The organism is Streptomyces sp. NPDC093109 (assembly GCF_040701725.1).
In the GTDB taxonomy this organism is placed as follows: Bacteria; Actinomycetota; Actinomycetes; order Streptomycetales; family Streptomycetaceae; genus Streptomyces.
This window is the reverse complement of the sequence record NZ_JBFBEZ010000070.1, coordinates 14,441-29,381: the sequence shown is the minus strand read 5'-3', so window position 1 is coordinate 29,381 and position 14,941 is coordinate 14,441. Positions and strand designations below refer to the sequence as shown.

Genomic DNA, 14,941 nt, shown 5'->3' with positions numbered 1-14,941 from the left:
AGTAGCTCCGCTACGAGGGCCTCTCGGCGCCTTGCGATCGCACGCACCACGCCCCGCTCCCTGATCCAGATCACAACCCCACACAGGCCCTAGAACTTGATCCCGCCCAGGAGGCCGGCCAGGCTCGCGCCGCCCGCCGTGATGCTCGGGGCGATGGCGGTGCCCGCGAGATAGAAGCCGAAGAGGGCGCAGACCATGGCGTGGGACGCCTTGAGCCCGTCCTTCCGGAAGAAGAGGAAGACGATGATTCCGAGCAGCACGACGCCGGACATGGACAGAATCATGAGCATTCTCCTGGTTTGTGGGGACAGTCACCATGAGTTCTTCCAGGATCACGAAAAGTATCTATGCGATAAAAGGTGCAAAGGAGTGAAATATCGTTTATTTCACTTAACTGGCCTAGAGGGCATGCGGTACCGGGAGCGGAGCGGGCGCACGGTCGGGGCCCCCGCAGGGGCAGTACGATTTCGCGAGGTCAACGACGTGCGCGTGACGTGACGAGAGAGGCGGCCCACCGATGAGCGAGACCCCCGAGACCTTCCGGAACCCCGAGGTGATCGACCCCGAGGTGATCGAACTCGCCACGAAGGTCTTCGACCTGGCCCGGCGTGGCGAGACGGAGGCGCTCGCCGCGTACGTCGACGCGGGTGTCTCCGCCAACCTCACCAACGACCGGGGCGACTCCCTGCTCATGCTCGCCGCCTACCACGGCCACGCGGCGACGGTGGAGGCGCTCGTCGCACGCGGCGCCGACGCCGCCCGCGCCAACGACCGCGGCCAGACCCCGCTCGCCGGCGCGGTCTTCAAGGGCGAGGACGCGGTGATCCGGGCGCTGCTCGCCGGCGGCGCCGATCCAAACGGAGGAAATCCTTCCGCAGTGGATACCGCGCGCATGTTTGGGAAGACGGACCTTCTGGAGCTGTTCGCGGCCCAGTGAGGAGTGCCGGCCAAGGTCCTTCGTTCGGGTCAGCCCGGCGTGATCCGAACGAGAGGCCCTAAATGTGGTCGCGGTGGCGAAATGGCTGGGTCATCATGACGTCGGGGTCCACACGGGGCCACCGACGAGAGGCAGGGAAGATGGTCCGCGCTGAGCGAGGGACGACGGTCGGCCGAACATGTTGCCGCGCGGTCCACGACGACGGGTCCCAGGTCCCGGAATCACACACCCCGGTCGCGTCGACAGCTTGATGTGAGGCCTATCCCCATGTTCGATCCAGTCATAGCGCCGAGCGGCACCCTGCTCGGTCTGCTGCAGCGGGGCCGCGGCGACGGCACCCTGCACGCGCTCGCCGCGCCCCGGGCGGAGGCGCGCGCAGCCCTCGACCACTGCGTACTGAACGACCCCCGGCGCGACTGGCAGGTCGAGAACCGCTCGCTCTACTACGCCCGCCTCTACCTCGACATCCACGGCGGACTCGACGGCATCGAGCAGCACCTCTTCCGGGCCGATGACCACTTCGACACCGAGGAGTCCAGGACCGGGCTCGCCCTCGCCGTCCTCGGCCACCTCGCCTCGTACGGCCGCCACGACGCGCTCGAACTGCTCCGCCGCTACGCCGCCACCGGCACCAACTGGGCCTGGGCGCTGGACGAGCTGGCGCTGCGCGACGACGACTCGGGGCTGCGCGCGCTCGCCGCCCCCGTCCTCGCCAGATTCCCCGCGGGCCCCGAGGGCGACGCCGAACTGGCCGCCACCGTACGGGACGCCTTCGAACCCCGGCCCTGGCGACTGTGGGCGGACGACCCGCGCGCCGCCATCGGCGCCCGTATCAGGGCCGCCGGCGAACAGGGCTCCTTCGACCGGTGGCAGCGCCAGATGCGGCCGAGCGGCCCGCGCCCCGGCTGGAGCGTGCAGGCCGTCTTCGACTGGGCGCAGCAGGCGCTGGACCGCGGCACCGCGCTGCACGTCCCCGCCGCGCGCTGCCTCACCGCCGTCGCGGGACCCGACGACCGCGCCATGATCGTCCGGGCGGCCGGGAGCGGCCCCGACGGCGCGCGCTGCGCGTCGCTCCACTACCTCGCCGAGATCCGCGACCCCGTCGTCCTCGACCTGATCGAGGCCGCGGCCGTCGGCCCGGACCGTACCGTCGCCGAAGCCGCCGTCGCCGCGTTCGAGCGGATGACCGGCGCGGCGGCCGTCGACCGGGCCCGCGGCTGGGTGCACCGGCCCGACGCCCTCGGCGCGAGCGCGGCCGGCGTCCTCGCCACCCGGGGCACCACCAAGGACACCGAACTCGTCCTCGGCGCGCTGCGCGAGACCGTACGGTCCGAAGGACCGGACGCGGCGCGGCTCTGGACGCTCGTGGACGGCGCCGGCCGCCTCGGCATCGTCTGCGCCGCCCCCGTCCTGCGCCACATCTACCGCGAGACCGCCTCCTCCCAGCTCCGGGGCCGCGCGGCCCGCGCCCTCGCCGCCACCGACCCCTCCTACGCCACCGGCTTCGCCGTCGAGTGCCTCTGGGACTGCGAGGAGACCACCAGGGAAGTCGCCGCGCTGCACGCCGAGACCGCCGACGTACGCGTCGCGGAACGGCTCAGGCGGCTCGCCGCCGACCCGGCCGAGGAGGCCGAGGTGCAGACCGCCGTACGGAGCCGGATGGGCCCGGACACGGCGGCCCGGTAGGAACGGGAGGCGGGCCCCGGGGGCGGCCCGCTTCCAATGCTCACGGGACGTTCCCCACGCGGAAAGATCCAAGTTGGCAGGGACACGTTCGGACGGACGACAACACGGTTATGCGTGTCGTCATCGTCACCGAGTCCTTCCCGCCCGATGTCAACGGGGTCGCCCACTGCGCCCTCCAGACCGCCCGGCATCTCGCCGCCCGCGGTCACGACCCGCTCGTCATCGCCCCGGCGGTGGCCGGCGGTGACGCGGCCGACGCACCCTGCCCCGTGGTGCGCGTCCCCTCCCTCCCCCTCCCCGGCTATCCCCAGGTCCGCGTCGCGCTGCCCAGCCGGCGCATCGCGGCGGCCATCGCCGAGCACCGCGCCGACCTGGTCCACCTCGCCAGTCCCTTCGTGCTCGGGGTACGCGGCATGACCGCCGCGGCCCGGCTCGGCGTCCCCGCCGTCGCCGTCTACCAGACCGATCTGGCCGGTTACGCCCGTACCTACGTCGGCGTCGGCGAGGCCGCGGCCTGGCGACGGCTGCGGGCCGTGCACGCCGCCGCCGACCTGACCCTCGCGCCGTCCGCCGCCGCGGCGCGCGACCTCGCCGCGCACGGCGTCCCGCGCGTACGGCTCTGGCCGCGCGGCGTCGACACCGAACGGTTCCGGCCCGAACTGCGCGACGAGGCACTGCGCCGGCGGCTCGCGCCGGACGGCGAGCTGATCGTCGGATACGTCGGCCGGCTGGCCCCCGAGAAGCACGTCGAACTCCTCGCGGGCGTCTGCGCGCTGCCCGGCGTCCGGCTGGTGATCGTCGGCGACGGCCCCAGCGAACCCTCCCTGCGGGCCGCGCTGCCCGGCGCGGTCTTCCTCGGCCGGACGACCGGCGACGCGCTCGCGCGGACCTTCGCCTCGCTGGACGTCTTCGCGCACACCGGCCCCTACGAGACGTTCTGCCAGACCGTGCAGGAAGCCATGGCCAGCGGAGTCCCCGTGGTCGCGCCCGCCGCCGGCGGACCGCTCGACCTCGTCGACCACGGCCGTACGGGCCTCCTCGTCACCCCGCACGACGCCGGAGCCGTCACCGCCGCCGTGGCCGGACTCGCCCACGCGCCCGGCCTCCGCGCCGCCCAGGGCCGGGCGGGCCGGGCCACGGTCGAGGGCCGGACCTGGGCCGTCGTCGGGGACCAGCTGCTCGGCCACTACTCCGAGGTGCTCGGCGCGCGTACGGCGGTGGTCGCGTGAACGCCCTGCGGATCGTCCGGCTCGCCAACTTCGTCACCCCGGTCTCCGGCGGGCTGCGGACCGCCCTCCACGAACTGGGCCGCGGCTATCTCGCCGCCGGACACCGGCCGGTGCTGATCGTGCCGGGCGACCGGGAGACCGACCGGGAGACCGCCCAGGGCCGGGTGATCACCCTGCCGGGGCCCGTACTGCCAGGCACCGGCGGCTACCGCGTCCTGACCGCACGGCGACGGCTGACCGAGGTCCTCGAAGAGATCGCGCCCGACCGGCTCGAAGTCTCCGACCGGACCACACTGCGCTGGACCGGCGAATGGGCCAGGCGCCGGCGAATACCCGCCGTGATGGTCTCCCACGAGACGGCCGACGGCGTCCTGCGCACCTGGGGCGTACCCGCCGCGGCTGCCGGGCGGGCCGCGGACCGGCTCAACCGCCGCAGCGCGCTGGCGTACTCACGGATCGTCTGCACCACCGAGTGGGCGGAGCGCGAGTTCCGCCGCATCGGCGCGCGCAACGTGGTGCGCGCACCGCTCGGCGTCGACCTCGTCCGCTACACGCCGGAGCGGCGGGACGCCGCCGTGCGCGAGCGGTACGCGGACGGCGCGGACGTCCTGCTGCTGCTCGCCTCCCGGCTCTCCGTGGAGAAACGTCCCGGCGCCGCGCTCGACACCCTCGCCGAACTGCGCGCGCGGGGCGTACGGGCGGCGCTGATCGTCGCGGGGGAGGGACCGCTGCGCGCCGACCTGACACGGCGGGCCCGCGCACGGCGGCTGCCCGCGCACTTCCTCGGCCACGTCGCCGACCGCGACACCCTGGCCACCCTCCAGGCCTCCGCCGACATCTGCCTGGCACCCGGCCCCGCCGAGACCTTCGGCCTGTCCGCCCTCGAAGCGCTGGCCTGCGGCACCCCGGTCGTCGTCAGCGCCTCATCGGCGCTCCCCGAGGTGATCGGCTCCGCCGGGGCCGCCGCCCCCGACCACGCCCCGGCCTTCGCCGACGCGGTCCAGCGGCTGCTGCGCCACCCGGAGCCGCGGCGCCGGGCGGCGGCCCGCGCCCGCGCCGAACTCTTCGGCTGGGACAGCGCGGTGACCGCCTTTCTGGCCGCCCACGACACCGCGTCGCCGGGCATCGCGCCGGCGCACCACCGGGACGGAGCGGTGGGATGAACGGCGACCCACGCCCGGTCAGATTCGCCGCGCTCGGCGACTCGCTCACCGCCGGGATCGGCGACCCCGTCGACGGCGGATGGCGGGGCTGGGCCGCGCTCCTCGTCGGGGACGGGACCGGCGTCGTGTTCCACAACTTCGCCGTCAGCGGCGCGCTGACCCGGGACGTAGAGGAGGAACAGGCGCCGGGCGCCGTCGCGTTCGCGCCCCACCTCGCCGCCGTCGTCGTCGGGGTCAACGACACCCTGCGCCGGGCCTTCGACATCCAGGACCTCGCCACCCGGCTCGACCGGGTCTGCGGCGCGCTGGCCGGCAACGGCGCCGTACTGCTCACCGCCTGCCTCCCCGACCCCGGCACGATGCTCGGCCTCCCCGCCCCGCTGGCCCGCCCACTCGCCCGCAGGCAGCGCGCGGTGAACGCCGTCGTCCACGCCCTGTCCGACCACTACGACACCGTCCACCTCCACCTGGCCGACCCGTCCTGGTCCGCGGACCGTTCACTGTGGAGCGTCGACCGGCTGCATCCGGCGGAACGCGGCCACCGGATGATCGCCGCGCACTTCCACACCGCGCTCGCCGCCCGCGGCCACCACCTCGGCCCCAGGCCCGCCCTCACCCCCGACCGGCCGCCGCCCGGCCGGGCCGCCTCCCTGCGCTGGCTCGCCGTCTCCGGCACCGGCTGGGTGGCACGCCGCTGCCGGGACCTGCTGCCCGAACTGCTGCGGCTGGCGGGCGCCGAAGTCACCCACTGGGCCCGGGGCAGCGGCGCCCGGCTCGACCACCGCGCCGAACACGCGCTCTCCGGCGCGCTCGACCGGCTCTCCACGGCCGAATTCCGGCCGTGGGCAACGCCTTCGGCGGGCCCCGGCACCGAACGCTGAGACCCCGGCCACCCCGGATTCGGCCACGGCCGGTTCAGCACCGTTTCGCCCGTTGTCAGTCCGAGGACCTAATCTGTGCGATGTGACTTCGCCAGCATCGACGGAATACGTTCCGCCCCAGCTCAGCGCGGGGCCGCGGCCCGCCCAGGGCCCGGCCGCCGACGAAGGGCTCGCGCGGCGCCTCCGCGCGCTCGCCTGCACCGCGCCGCTGCACGATCTGGACACCCGCAAGGCGAATCTCGCCGGTGAGTACTCGGTGTACGCGATGGCCGAGGTCGCCCTCGCCGCCATCGATCTCGTCACGCTCAACATGGACTTCGACACGGGTGCCGACCACGAACAGATAGTCGCCAGACTGCTTCCCCGCGTCGCCGCCCAGGCCCCCCACCGCCCCGCGGCTGAGCACGAGCGCGTCGCCCGCTGGGTCCTGGAGAACCTCATCAACGTCGGCAGCGTCGACCGCGGATTCCGCGCGGTCTACGGCACGTTCGGCACGGACGGCGTCTACACCCGCCGGGACTACGACTTCAAGCTCATCGAAGAAGTCCCCGGCCACGGCGGCGACGTCTTCCTGCGTACGACCGACGAAGCCGTCAACGTCCTCGTCGGCGCCCTCGACACGGACGTCACCAGCGCGCAGATCGCCGCCGAGGTCAAGCTGGAGGTCCTCATCAGCCGGGGCCGCCTCGCCGACGCCCAACTCGCCGCAGAACAGGCCCGCTACCGCACCGTGCAGTACGCGGAGACCCTCCGCAGGACCCTGGAGGCGACCCGCCGCAACGTCCGCGCGGTCGACTGGCTCAACGCCGTTCCCGACATGATCGACGAAGCGCTCGACCACGTCGCCGACCGCTACCGCCACGAGAACGCGATCCTCACCAACATCCGCAAGGCCCGCGACGAGGCCGAGACCGGCACCGACCCCAGGACCGCGGAGCACAAACGCCGCGCCGCCGAACTCGTCGACATCGTCAAGGACTGCATCCGCCGCCACACCCAGCTCCAGTCCCGCCTCCTCGAAGCCGGCCCGCTCTTCCGCGCCGAACAGGACCGCCAGGCGTTCGCCCCGCCCACCGGACACACCGGCCTCGACCTCTACGGCCAGCTCCTCGCCCCGCTCCTCCCGCTCCCCGTCGAACGGGCCACCCGCGTCACCGACGCCTTCTTCGCCCACGGCACCGGCCTGCGCACCCCCGCCTCCGTCCGGATGGGCGACCTCGTCGACCTCCTGCTGACCCCGCCCGTCGAACGCGAGAACCTCGGCGCGGAGATGCCGGAACCCGACCTCATCGCCACCCCCGACGACAGCCGCTTCACCGAGGAACAGCTCACGAGCGCCAAAGAACTCCTCGACCTGGAGTACGACGCCCCGCGCCGCCTCTCGGGCCTCCTGGCCGAAGCCCGCCGCCGCGACCCCGAACTGCCCTACCTCGTCGCCCTGCTGGCCGTCCACGCGGCCAGCCCCCCGGTCGGCACGGCGTACCGGCAGGGCGAGGAGCGGCTGGTGTTCGCGGTGGACGACGGGACGACGCTGGAGGACGAGGAGTTCGGCGGCGCAGACCTGATCGTCGGCACGATGCGCCTCCCGGCGAGGGGCCGTGGTCCGTCGTGACCGTCGCCTCTCGGCGGGGGGCCGTGGTCTCGGGCGCCTTGGGCTGGGCCCGGTGGGTGCCTGCGGGTGCTGGCCGGGGGCCGGGTCGCCTCCCGGCGGGGGCGTGGTCCGTCTTGGGCTGGGCCCGGTTCGTACGTGCGGGTTGTTGCCGGGTGCGGGGTCGCCTCCCGGCGGGGGCGTGGACCGTCTTGGACTGGGCCCGGTGCACAGGTGCGGGTTGTTGCCGGGTGCCCCTCCGGTGGCACGTGCCCGGACTGCACGATTTACGCCGCGTGCGGGCCGGAACACACAGCGCGGGTCTCGCTCAGCGGCACAAATCGCGCTTTACGTCCGGACACATACCCCCTGCGGTGCCCCCTTCCCCGCCCGTCACGGACCCACTCGCCCCGGCCGGGCCGGGTGGTTTGCGCGCCGGCCGTCCACCGGCGGGAGGGGGCCGGGGTCGCAGGAGGTGACGTCCCCGGATGTAGAGCGTGATTTGTGCCGCTGTACGCGCGTGCAGTCGACCGACGAAGCCGCACGCGGCGTAAATCATGCATCCGGGGATGCGCCTCCGGAGTGCCCCGGCCCCCGGCACAGGGCCGCACCGGCCGCACCCCGCAACCGCCCAGACCCACGACCCCTCGCCGGGAGGCGACCCCGCCCCGGCCCCCCGGCACCGCGTGCACCGGCCGCACCCCGCACCCGCACCGCCAAGCCCACGGTCCCTCGCCGGGAGGCGACCCCCCCTCAACCCCAAGGAGCGCCGCACACCGTGAGTGATCCGCAGGCAGAGTCCACCGACGCCTGGGGCGACACCGGCGTCGTCGAGTACGCCGAGGCCGCCACACCAGCTGCCCCCACCGCCCCCACCGCCCCCACCGCCCCCACCGCCGCCTCCGGCGGCCACGGCGGCCACGTCACCCCCGCCGACGCCGCCGACGCCGCGCGGCTCGTGTCGTTCGGGCTTCAGCCCAAGCTGTTGCCCGCGCGTGACGCCGAGTACGCCGAGCTGCTGCGCCGCTACCGCGAGGACCCCGCGTTCGCGCGCGTCGCCGACGCCGTCGCCACGGGGTTCGGGCTCGTCGTGCTGGAGGTCTCCGCGCGCGCGGGCATGGCGGTGACCGCGGGCGAGGACTCCGTCTTCGCCGTGCGGATGGGCGACTACGCCCGCCGCGCCGCGCCCGACTCCGCCGACCGCTTTCTGCACGGCCTGGCCCATCTCGCCGTCGCGGCGCTCGCGTTCCCCCGGCCCGAGGATCTCGCCGACGACGGGTACATCGGCCGGATCACGGTGAACGGGGTCGACGCGTTCGTCCGGCAGGCGTGCCGGCGGCTGGAGGAGCGCGCGGAGGCGGAGGGCGAGAACACCGACCCGTCGACCGACGCGCCAGGACTGGAGGCCGCCTGGCGGACGTACGCGCGGCGGAGTGCGACGGGGGCGACCAAGGACGCGCGGCGGCTGGCGGGTTCGACCACCGGGATCATCGGGAAGGCCGTCGTGTTCCTGATGGACTCCGGCTTCCTCCAGCGGACCGGCGACGACGCGGGCGGCTCGTACCGTACGACCGCGCGCTATCAGCTCCAGGTGCGCGACATGGCGGGGCACGCCGCCATGGCCGAGCTGCTGGAGCTGGGCGTCGTGCCCGTCGGCAGTGGCTCCGCCACTCTGCTGCCACCGCCCGACGGAGACGATCTGGATCTGGTCGCCGACGCCGGGCTGCCGTTCCACGCCGGCTGAGAACGGCGCCCCACCACCCCCACACCCGTCCCTCCCTTCCCCCACTCCTCCACGACGAGAGTCCGCCGAAATGTACGAGCTGTCCCGGGTCCGCCTCTACTCCATCGGTCCCGCCGGTGCGCGCTACGCCGACACCGTGCTCGATCTGCGGGGAGTGGGCGCGCCCGTGCCCCATCCCGCCCCGACCCAGGCGGAGTTCTTCGAGGAGGAGCCGGTGGGGCCGCCGCGCCGGCCCGCCCCCGCCGGTGTGCTGTTCCTGGAGAACGGCGGCGGAAAGTCCGTCCTGCTCAAGCTGATCTTCTCGGTGATGCTGCCGGGCCACCGCAATACGCTGGGCGGCGCCAGCTCCGGTGTGCTGCGCAAGTTCCTGCTGGCGGACGACTGCGGCCATGTGGCGCTGGAGTGGCAGCACACGCTGACGGGGGAGCTCGTCGTCGTCGGCAAGGCCAGCGAGTGGCGCGGGCGGCAGGTCTCGAACGATCCGCGCAAGTTCGCCGAGGCGTGGTACTCCTTCCGCCCCGGCCCCGGGCTCAGCCTCGACTCGCTGCCGGTCGCGGAGGCGACGAGCGTCCGCCCGCCGGTGGAGGGCGTCTCCGGCGCCCGCGGCCGGCGGCGCACGATGAAGGGCTTCCGGGACGCCATCACCGAGGCCGGCAAGGTCTATCCGCATCTGGACATCCACTGGGAGGAGATCCACGACCGCTGGAACGAGCACCTCACCGAGCTGGGCCTCGACCCGGAACTCTTCCGCTACCAGCGTGAGATGAACGCGGACGAGGGCGAGGCGGCGGGCCTCTTCGCGGTCAAGAAGGACTCCGACTTCACGGACCTGCTGCTGCGCGCGGTGACCGACACCCGGGACACGGACGGGCTGGCCGACCTCGTCGGGGGCTTCGGCAACAAGCTGGGCCGCCGCGCCGAACTGACCGCGGAGCGCGACTTCACGGCCGGTTCCGTCGACCTCCTCGGCCGGATCGTGGAGGCCACCGGGACCCGCGCCAGGGCCCGCGACGTCCACGCGGGCGCCGAGCGCCGGGCCCGTACGCTCGTACGGCGGCTGACGGCCCGCTCCGGCGAGGAGCGGGGCCGCGCCGCCGACCTCGCCCAGCAGGTCACCGGCGCCGCGCATACGGTGACCGCCGCCGAGCGGGACCGCGGCAGGGGTGCGCTGATCGCCGCCGAACTCGCCTACCGGCACGCCTCTCTCGCGCTCACCGCAGCCGAGAAGCGCGCCGCCGCCCAGAAGCGTGAGCTGACCGACGCCCGTACGCTCCACTCGGCCTGGCAGGCCGCCGAGAACGTGCTGCGCCACCGCGCCGCCGCCGACCGCTCCGCGCGCGTGGCCGTCGCCATCCGCGAGGCCGAGCGGGACGCGGCCCCGGCGCTGGCCGCGCGCGCGAGCGCCGCCGCCGATCTCGTCCGGGCCCTGCACGCGGCGGCGGAGGAGGGCGAGCGGCTCGCCAACGAGGAGGAGGAGCGCTCCGCCCTCCTCCAGGAGACCGGCGAGGCCGCCCACCGCGACGCGACCTCCGCCGCCACCGACGCCCAGCGCGCCCGCAGCGAGGCCGGGCACCTGCGCCAGCGGCTCGCGGAGGTGGCGCAGGAGACCGCCGAGGCCGTCCGGGCCGGCTGGCTGGACGACACCGCGCCCGACGCCGACCCGGCGCGTGCCGCGCTCGCCGCGAGCGACGCCGAGAAGAGCGCAGTCGCGGCCTGGGACACGGCCCGGGACGCCGCCCGTACGGCCGCCGAACTGGCCAGGGAGACCGCCTCCGCGGAGTCCCGCGCCGAGCTGGCCGCCGCCCGCGCCGCCGACGCCGAAAGGGCTGCCGAGCAGGCGTACCAGGCGGAGCGCCGCGCCGCCGGCTCGATCGCCGGGGACGAGCGCCTCGCCGAACTGCTCAGCCTGCCCGCCCCGGCCGCCGCCTCCGGCACGGTCCCAGGACCGCGCGCCGGCGCGGACGTTCCTCCGGCGCGCCCGTCCCCGCGGCGTGCGGACGGCCCGCTGAGCGCCGAGGACCTCGACCGGTACGCCGACGAACTGCGCGAGCTGCTCGACGGGAACGTCGCCGCCGCCGAACGGCAGCTCTTCGAGCTGCGCACCGCCGCCGCCGACGACTCCCGGATCCTCGGCGCGCTCGGTGACGGCGGGCTGCTGCCGCCGGGCGCCGACGTACTCGCCACCGTGGAGTTCCTCGGCGAGCACGGCATCCCCGCGCTGTCCGGCTGGCGCTATCTCGCCCAGTCCGTCGCCCCCGCCGACCACGCCGCCGTGCTGGCCGCCCGGCCCGAGCTGGTCGACGGCGTCGTGATCACCGACCCCGACTCGCACGCCCGCGCCCGCGAGGCCCTCTCCGGCGCCGCCCTGCTGCCGCGCTCCACGGTCGCGGTGGGCACCGCCGCCGCCCTGCTGGCCCCCGTACCGGCGTCCGGCGGCGTCGACGACGGCGTGTTCCTCGTACCGCCGAACCCCGCGATGCACGACGAACTCGCCGCCGACGAGGAGCGCCACGCGCTGCGCAGCCGGGCCGCCGCCCGCGACGAGGAGATCCGGATCCTCGCCGCCCGGCTCACCGGCGACCGCTCGCTCGCCGCCAGGATCGGCTCCTGGCGCGCCGACTGCCCGCCCGGCATGCTCGGCGAACTGGCCGGCGGCGCGGCCAGCGCCGCCGAGGCCGCCAGGAGCGCCGCGGCGGCGCTCACCGAGGCCCGGACGGTACGGGCCGAGGCCGAGGAGGCCGCCGCCGACACCGCCCGCGTCCGCGACGAACGCCAGGAGACCGCCCAGCGCGCCCGCCGCGCCGCCGACGTCCTGTCCGGCCTCGCGCACCGGCTGCGCGAGCGGGCGGGCTGGCAGGCCACGCTCCGTGAACTGACCGACGACGCCGCCGAGTACGAGGCGCGCGCCGCCGTCTGCCTGGAGCGCGCCCGGGCCGCCGACGAGGACCGCAGGGCCGCCCAGCGCGCCGGTGACGACGCCCGCCGCACCGCCCGCGCCCTGCGCGCCGAACGCGCCGAGATCGCCGGCGCGCCGGAGACCCTCCCCGAGCCGGACCCGGCCGCGCCGCGCGCCGCGCTGCCCGCCCTGCGCGAGGCGTACCGCGCGGCCTCGCAGCTGTACGAGAAGGTCGGCGTCGGCGCCGACCTGCGCGCCGAACAGGCCCGCGCGGAGAGCGACGAGAGCGCCGCCCTGGCCGAACTGGACCGGCTCACCAACAAGGTGCGCACGCGCGCCGCCCAGCTCCTCGAATCCACCGACGGCGCCGACGGACCCTCCCGGCAGGCCGCCGCAGCCCGCGCCGAGGCCCTCGTCCAGATGCTGGAGTCACGGGCCTCCACCGCCAGCGAGCAGCTGGGCCGGTTCCGCGGCGAGGCCGAGCGCCTCGCCCCCGAGGACGGCGAGGCGCACACCGAGCTGCCCGAGGAGCGGATCCCCGCCGACGCCGAGCAGGCGCAGGCCCTGCTGCGCACCGCTACCACCGAACTGGCCGTACGGACCGACGCGCTGGAGACGGCGCGCGCCGCCCACGCCGAGCTGCTGTACACCCACCGGGCCGCCGAGGACGCGGTCGGCGGCTTCGAGGAGACGGCCGCCCTGCTGCGCGACCTGCTGCGCGGGAGCGTGGCGGACGACGGCGCCGACGAGGAAGCGGCCCGGGACCCCGAGCCGTACCCGGGCACCCTGGAGGAGGCGCGGCAGTCCGCGGCCGAGGCCCGCCGCTCCCTGCGCGGCTGCGCGTCCGACCTGACCGCGGCGGAGGGCGCCGTACGGGAAGCCTGCGACGTGCTCGTACGGCACGCCAACTCCACCCGGTACGAGCAGGTCCGCACCCCGGCCCGGCAGCAGATCCGCGAGCTGCCCGCGTCCGCGCTGCCCGAGCACGCGGCGCCCTGGGCGCTGGCGTTCGCGCCCCGGCTGCGGGTTCTCACGGACGAGCTGGCGCAGCTGGAGCGCAACCGTGAATCCATCGTCGACCGGCTGCGCGGTCTGGTGGAGTCCGCGCTGACGACGCTCCGCTCCGCACAGCGGCTCTCCCGGCTGCCCGAGGGGCTGGGGGAGTGGTCCGGGCAGGAGTTCCTGCGGATCCGCTTCGAGGAGCCGGACCGGGCCACGCTGACCGAGCGGCTCGGCGAGGTCGTCGACGAGGCGACCCGCGCGGCCCTGAAGAAGAACTCCGACCTCCGCAGGGACGGCATGTCGCTGCTGCTGCGCGGGGTCCAGGCGGCGTTGCAGCCCAAGGGCATCGCGGTGGAGATCCTCAAGCCCGACGCCGTACTGCGCGCCGAGCGCGTCCCGGTCGGTCAGATGGGCGACGTCTTCTCCGGCGGTCAGCTGCTCACCGCCGCGATCGCGCTCTACTGCACGATGGCGGCACTGCGCAGCAACGACCGGGGCCGGGACAAGCACCGGCACGCCGGGACGCTCTTCCTCGACAACCCGATCGGCCGGGCCAACGCCACCTATCTGCTGGAGCTCCAGCGCGCGGTCTCGGACGCGCTCGGGGTGCAGCTCCTCTATACGACGGGTCTCTTCGACACGACGGCGCTCGCCGAGTTCCCCCTCGTCATCCGGTTGCGCAACGACGCCGACCTGCGCGCGGGGCTGAAGTACATCAGCGTCGAGGAGCACTTGCGTCCCGGCCTGCCGCAGCAGGACCCGGACGGCGAGACCGTGCACGGCGAGATCACCGCGACACGGATGTTCAAACGGACGCAGGAGCCTGCCGCGAGCCAGTGACCCCGGACTGTCCGCCCGCCGCCTCGCTCCCGGCGGGCAGGGAAGCCCCGGGAGGCGCGTAGGCCCCGGGAGGCGCATAGGCCCCGGCGGTAGTGGAGGCCCCGGCGGAAGCCCCGGGAGGCGCGTACGTCCCCGGGGTGCCGGGCGCCCCCGGGGCCCCGGCACCGCGCCGTATCCGGGTCTCCCGGCGTGCCGCGGCGCGGTCCTCCCGCCGTGCCCTGCGCCGCTCGCGGCGCAGTTGGCGTGCCGTACTGCTGGGCTCGGAGACCACGCCATGGCGCTGGTTCCACACCTGGCGGGTCACCCACACGTCCAGCACGCCCCAGGTCGCCACCACGGTGGAGGCCACACTGCTCAGCACCATCGGGAACGCCAGCCAGGATTCCGCGAGCGTACTGAGAAACGCGATCGTGGCCTGAATCAGCGTCACCGACGCGATGATCACCGCCCGTACCGCGGCCGTTCTCACCGGATCCGGCATCCGGTACCGCGCCGCGGGCTCCTCCACCCAGAGCCCGCGGGAGACCCGCTCGAACCCGCCCGCGGCCCCGCTCTCCGCAGGGGCGCCCCGCCGTTCGTCCGTCTCCATGGACCGTCACTCCCCAACCACTGTCCGACTCAAGGGTGACTGCCCCGGTTCGATCCCGTCAACGCCGGCCACAGAAACGAAATAGAGCCGAATGTGATGGCCGAACCGCCCGCAGTGCCCTCAACTTCCCCCGCATCCCCGCACACAAGGACGAATGACCGCACAGAAAGATTCCCGCGGAACCGAATATCGAATGATTTCGGCCATCCCCGGTGACCGGTACCGCATGTACTGCCCCATCTTCCGGCTTTCCGCGCCGGAATCCAACTGGTGGAAAACCAGGACAACCCATGATCAAGTCGGCTGTGGGCGGCCGAAAAACATCCGGACGTGTCTTCGAGTTGCCGGTGTGACAGTAGTAGGCTCGCGCCGTTTGCTGACGGAGT

General features: G+C 74.7%; 10 protein-coding genes. 8 read left to right on the top strand and 2 right to left on the bottom strand.

Going from position 1 to position 14,941, the window contains the following annotated elements; translation table 11 throughout:
* Positions 1 to 89 precede the first annotated feature (89 nt).
* On the bottom strand, positions 90 to 284 hold the full coding sequence (locus AB0389_RS36355; protein ID WP_114658195.1) for a hypothetical protein: 195 nt from the start codon (positions 282 to 284) through the stop codon (positions 90 to 92).
* Between the two features lie 233 nt (positions 285 to 517).
* Here AB0389_RS36355 and AB0389_RS36350 point away from each other — a divergent pair, with 233 nt between their 5' ends.
* The 8 genes from AB0389_RS36350 to AB0389_RS36315 all read left to right on the top strand — a co-directional run bounded on the left by AB0389_RS36350 (position 518) and on the right by AB0389_RS36315 (position 13,966).
* Positions 518 to 937, top strand: coding sequence for an ankyrin repeat domain-containing protein (locus tag AB0389_RS36350; RefSeq protein ID WP_366399855.1), 420 nt, complete (start codon positions 518 to 520; stop codon positions 935 to 937).
* Positions 938 to 1,204: 267 nt separating this feature from the next.
* Entirely contained in the window at positions 1,205 to 2,623 is a 1,419-nt protein-coding gene (locus tag AB0389_RS36345; protein ID WP_366399854.1) for a HEAT repeat domain-containing protein, read from the top strand.
* A gap of 110 nt (positions 2,624 to 2,733) precedes the next feature.
* On the top strand, positions 2,734 to 3,852 hold the full coding sequence (locus AB0389_RS36340; RefSeq protein WP_366399853.1) for a glycosyltransferase family 1 protein: 1,119 nt from the start codon (positions 2,734 to 2,736) through the stop codon (positions 3,850 to 3,852).
* A complete protein-coding gene (locus tag AB0389_RS36335) occupies positions 3,849 to 5,015 on the top strand; it encodes a glycosyltransferase (protein WP_366399852.1) in 1,167 nt (388 codons plus the stop codon). The genes AB0389_RS36340 and AB0389_RS36335 overlap by 4 nt, the downstream gene beginning before the upstream one ends.
* Complete coding sequence (locus tag AB0389_RS36330; protein WP_366399851.1) at positions 5,012 to 5,896, top strand: SGNH/GDSL hydrolase family protein; 885 nt, start codon at positions 5,012 to 5,014, stop codon at positions 5,894 to 5,896. Before AB0389_RS36335 ends, AB0389_RS36330 begins: the two co-directional genes overlap by 4 nt.
* A gap of 82 nt (positions 5,897 to 5,978) precedes the next feature.
* A complete protein-coding gene (locus AB0389_RS36325) occupies positions 5,979 to 7,508 on the top strand; it encodes a hypothetical protein (protein WP_366399850.1) in 1,530 nt (509 codons plus the stop codon).
* A 754-nt stretch (positions 7,509 to 8,262) separates the two neighbouring features.
* Complete coding sequence (locus AB0389_RS36320) at positions 8,263 to 9,228, top strand: hypothetical protein (RefSeq protein ID WP_366399849.1); 966 nt, start codon at positions 8,263 to 8,265, stop codon at positions 9,226 to 9,228.
* Positions 9,229 to 9,298: 70 nt separating this feature from the next.
* Positions 9,299 to 13,966, top strand: a complete 4,668-nt coding sequence (locus AB0389_RS36315) for a hypothetical protein (RefSeq protein WP_366399848.1) — start codon at positions 9,299 to 9,301, stop codon at positions 13,964 to 13,966.
* On the opposite strand, the gene AB0389_RS36310 is transcribed toward AB0389_RS36315, so the two are convergent.
* Positions 13,932 to 14,555 carry a hypothetical protein gene (locus AB0389_RS36310; protein WP_366399847.1) on the bottom strand — a complete coding sequence of 208 codons (624 nt, stop codon included), beginning with the start codon at positions 14,553 to 14,555 and terminating at the stop codon, positions 13,932 to 13,934. The genes AB0389_RS36315 and AB0389_RS36310 overlap by 35 nt on opposite strands.
* Between the last annotated feature and the right edge of the window lie 386 nt (positions 14,556 to 14,941).

Bases quoted from the DNA above. Each gene is read 5' to 3' on its own strand.
- AB0389_RS36355 (WP_114658195.1), bottom strand. From the start codon at position 284: ATGATTCTGTCCATGTCCGGCGTCGTGCTGCTCGGAATCATCGTCTTC.
- AB0389_RS36350 (WP_366399855.1), top strand. From the start codon at position 518: ATGAGCGAGACCCCCGAGACCTTCCGGAACCCCGAGGTGATCGACCCC.
- AB0389_RS36345 (WP_366399854.1), top strand. From the start codon at position 1,205: ATGTTCGATCCAGTCATAGCGCCGAGCGGCACCCTGCTCGGTCTGCTG.
- AB0389_RS36340 (WP_366399853.1), top strand. From the start codon at position 2,734: ATGCGTGTCGTCATCGTCACCGAGTCCTTCCCGCCCGATGTCAACGGG.
- AB0389_RS36330 (WP_366399851.1), top strand. From the start codon at position 5,012: ATGAACGGCGACCCACGCCCGGTCAGATTCGCCGCGCTCGGCGACTCG.
- AB0389_RS36315 (WP_366399848.1), top strand. From the start codon at position 9,299: ATGTACGAGCTGTCCCGGGTCCGCCTCTACTCCATCGGTCCCGCCGGT.
- AB0389_RS36310 (WP_366399847.1), bottom strand. From the start codon at position 14,555: ATGGAGACGGACGAACGGCGGGGCGCCCCTGCGGAGAGCGGGGCCGCG.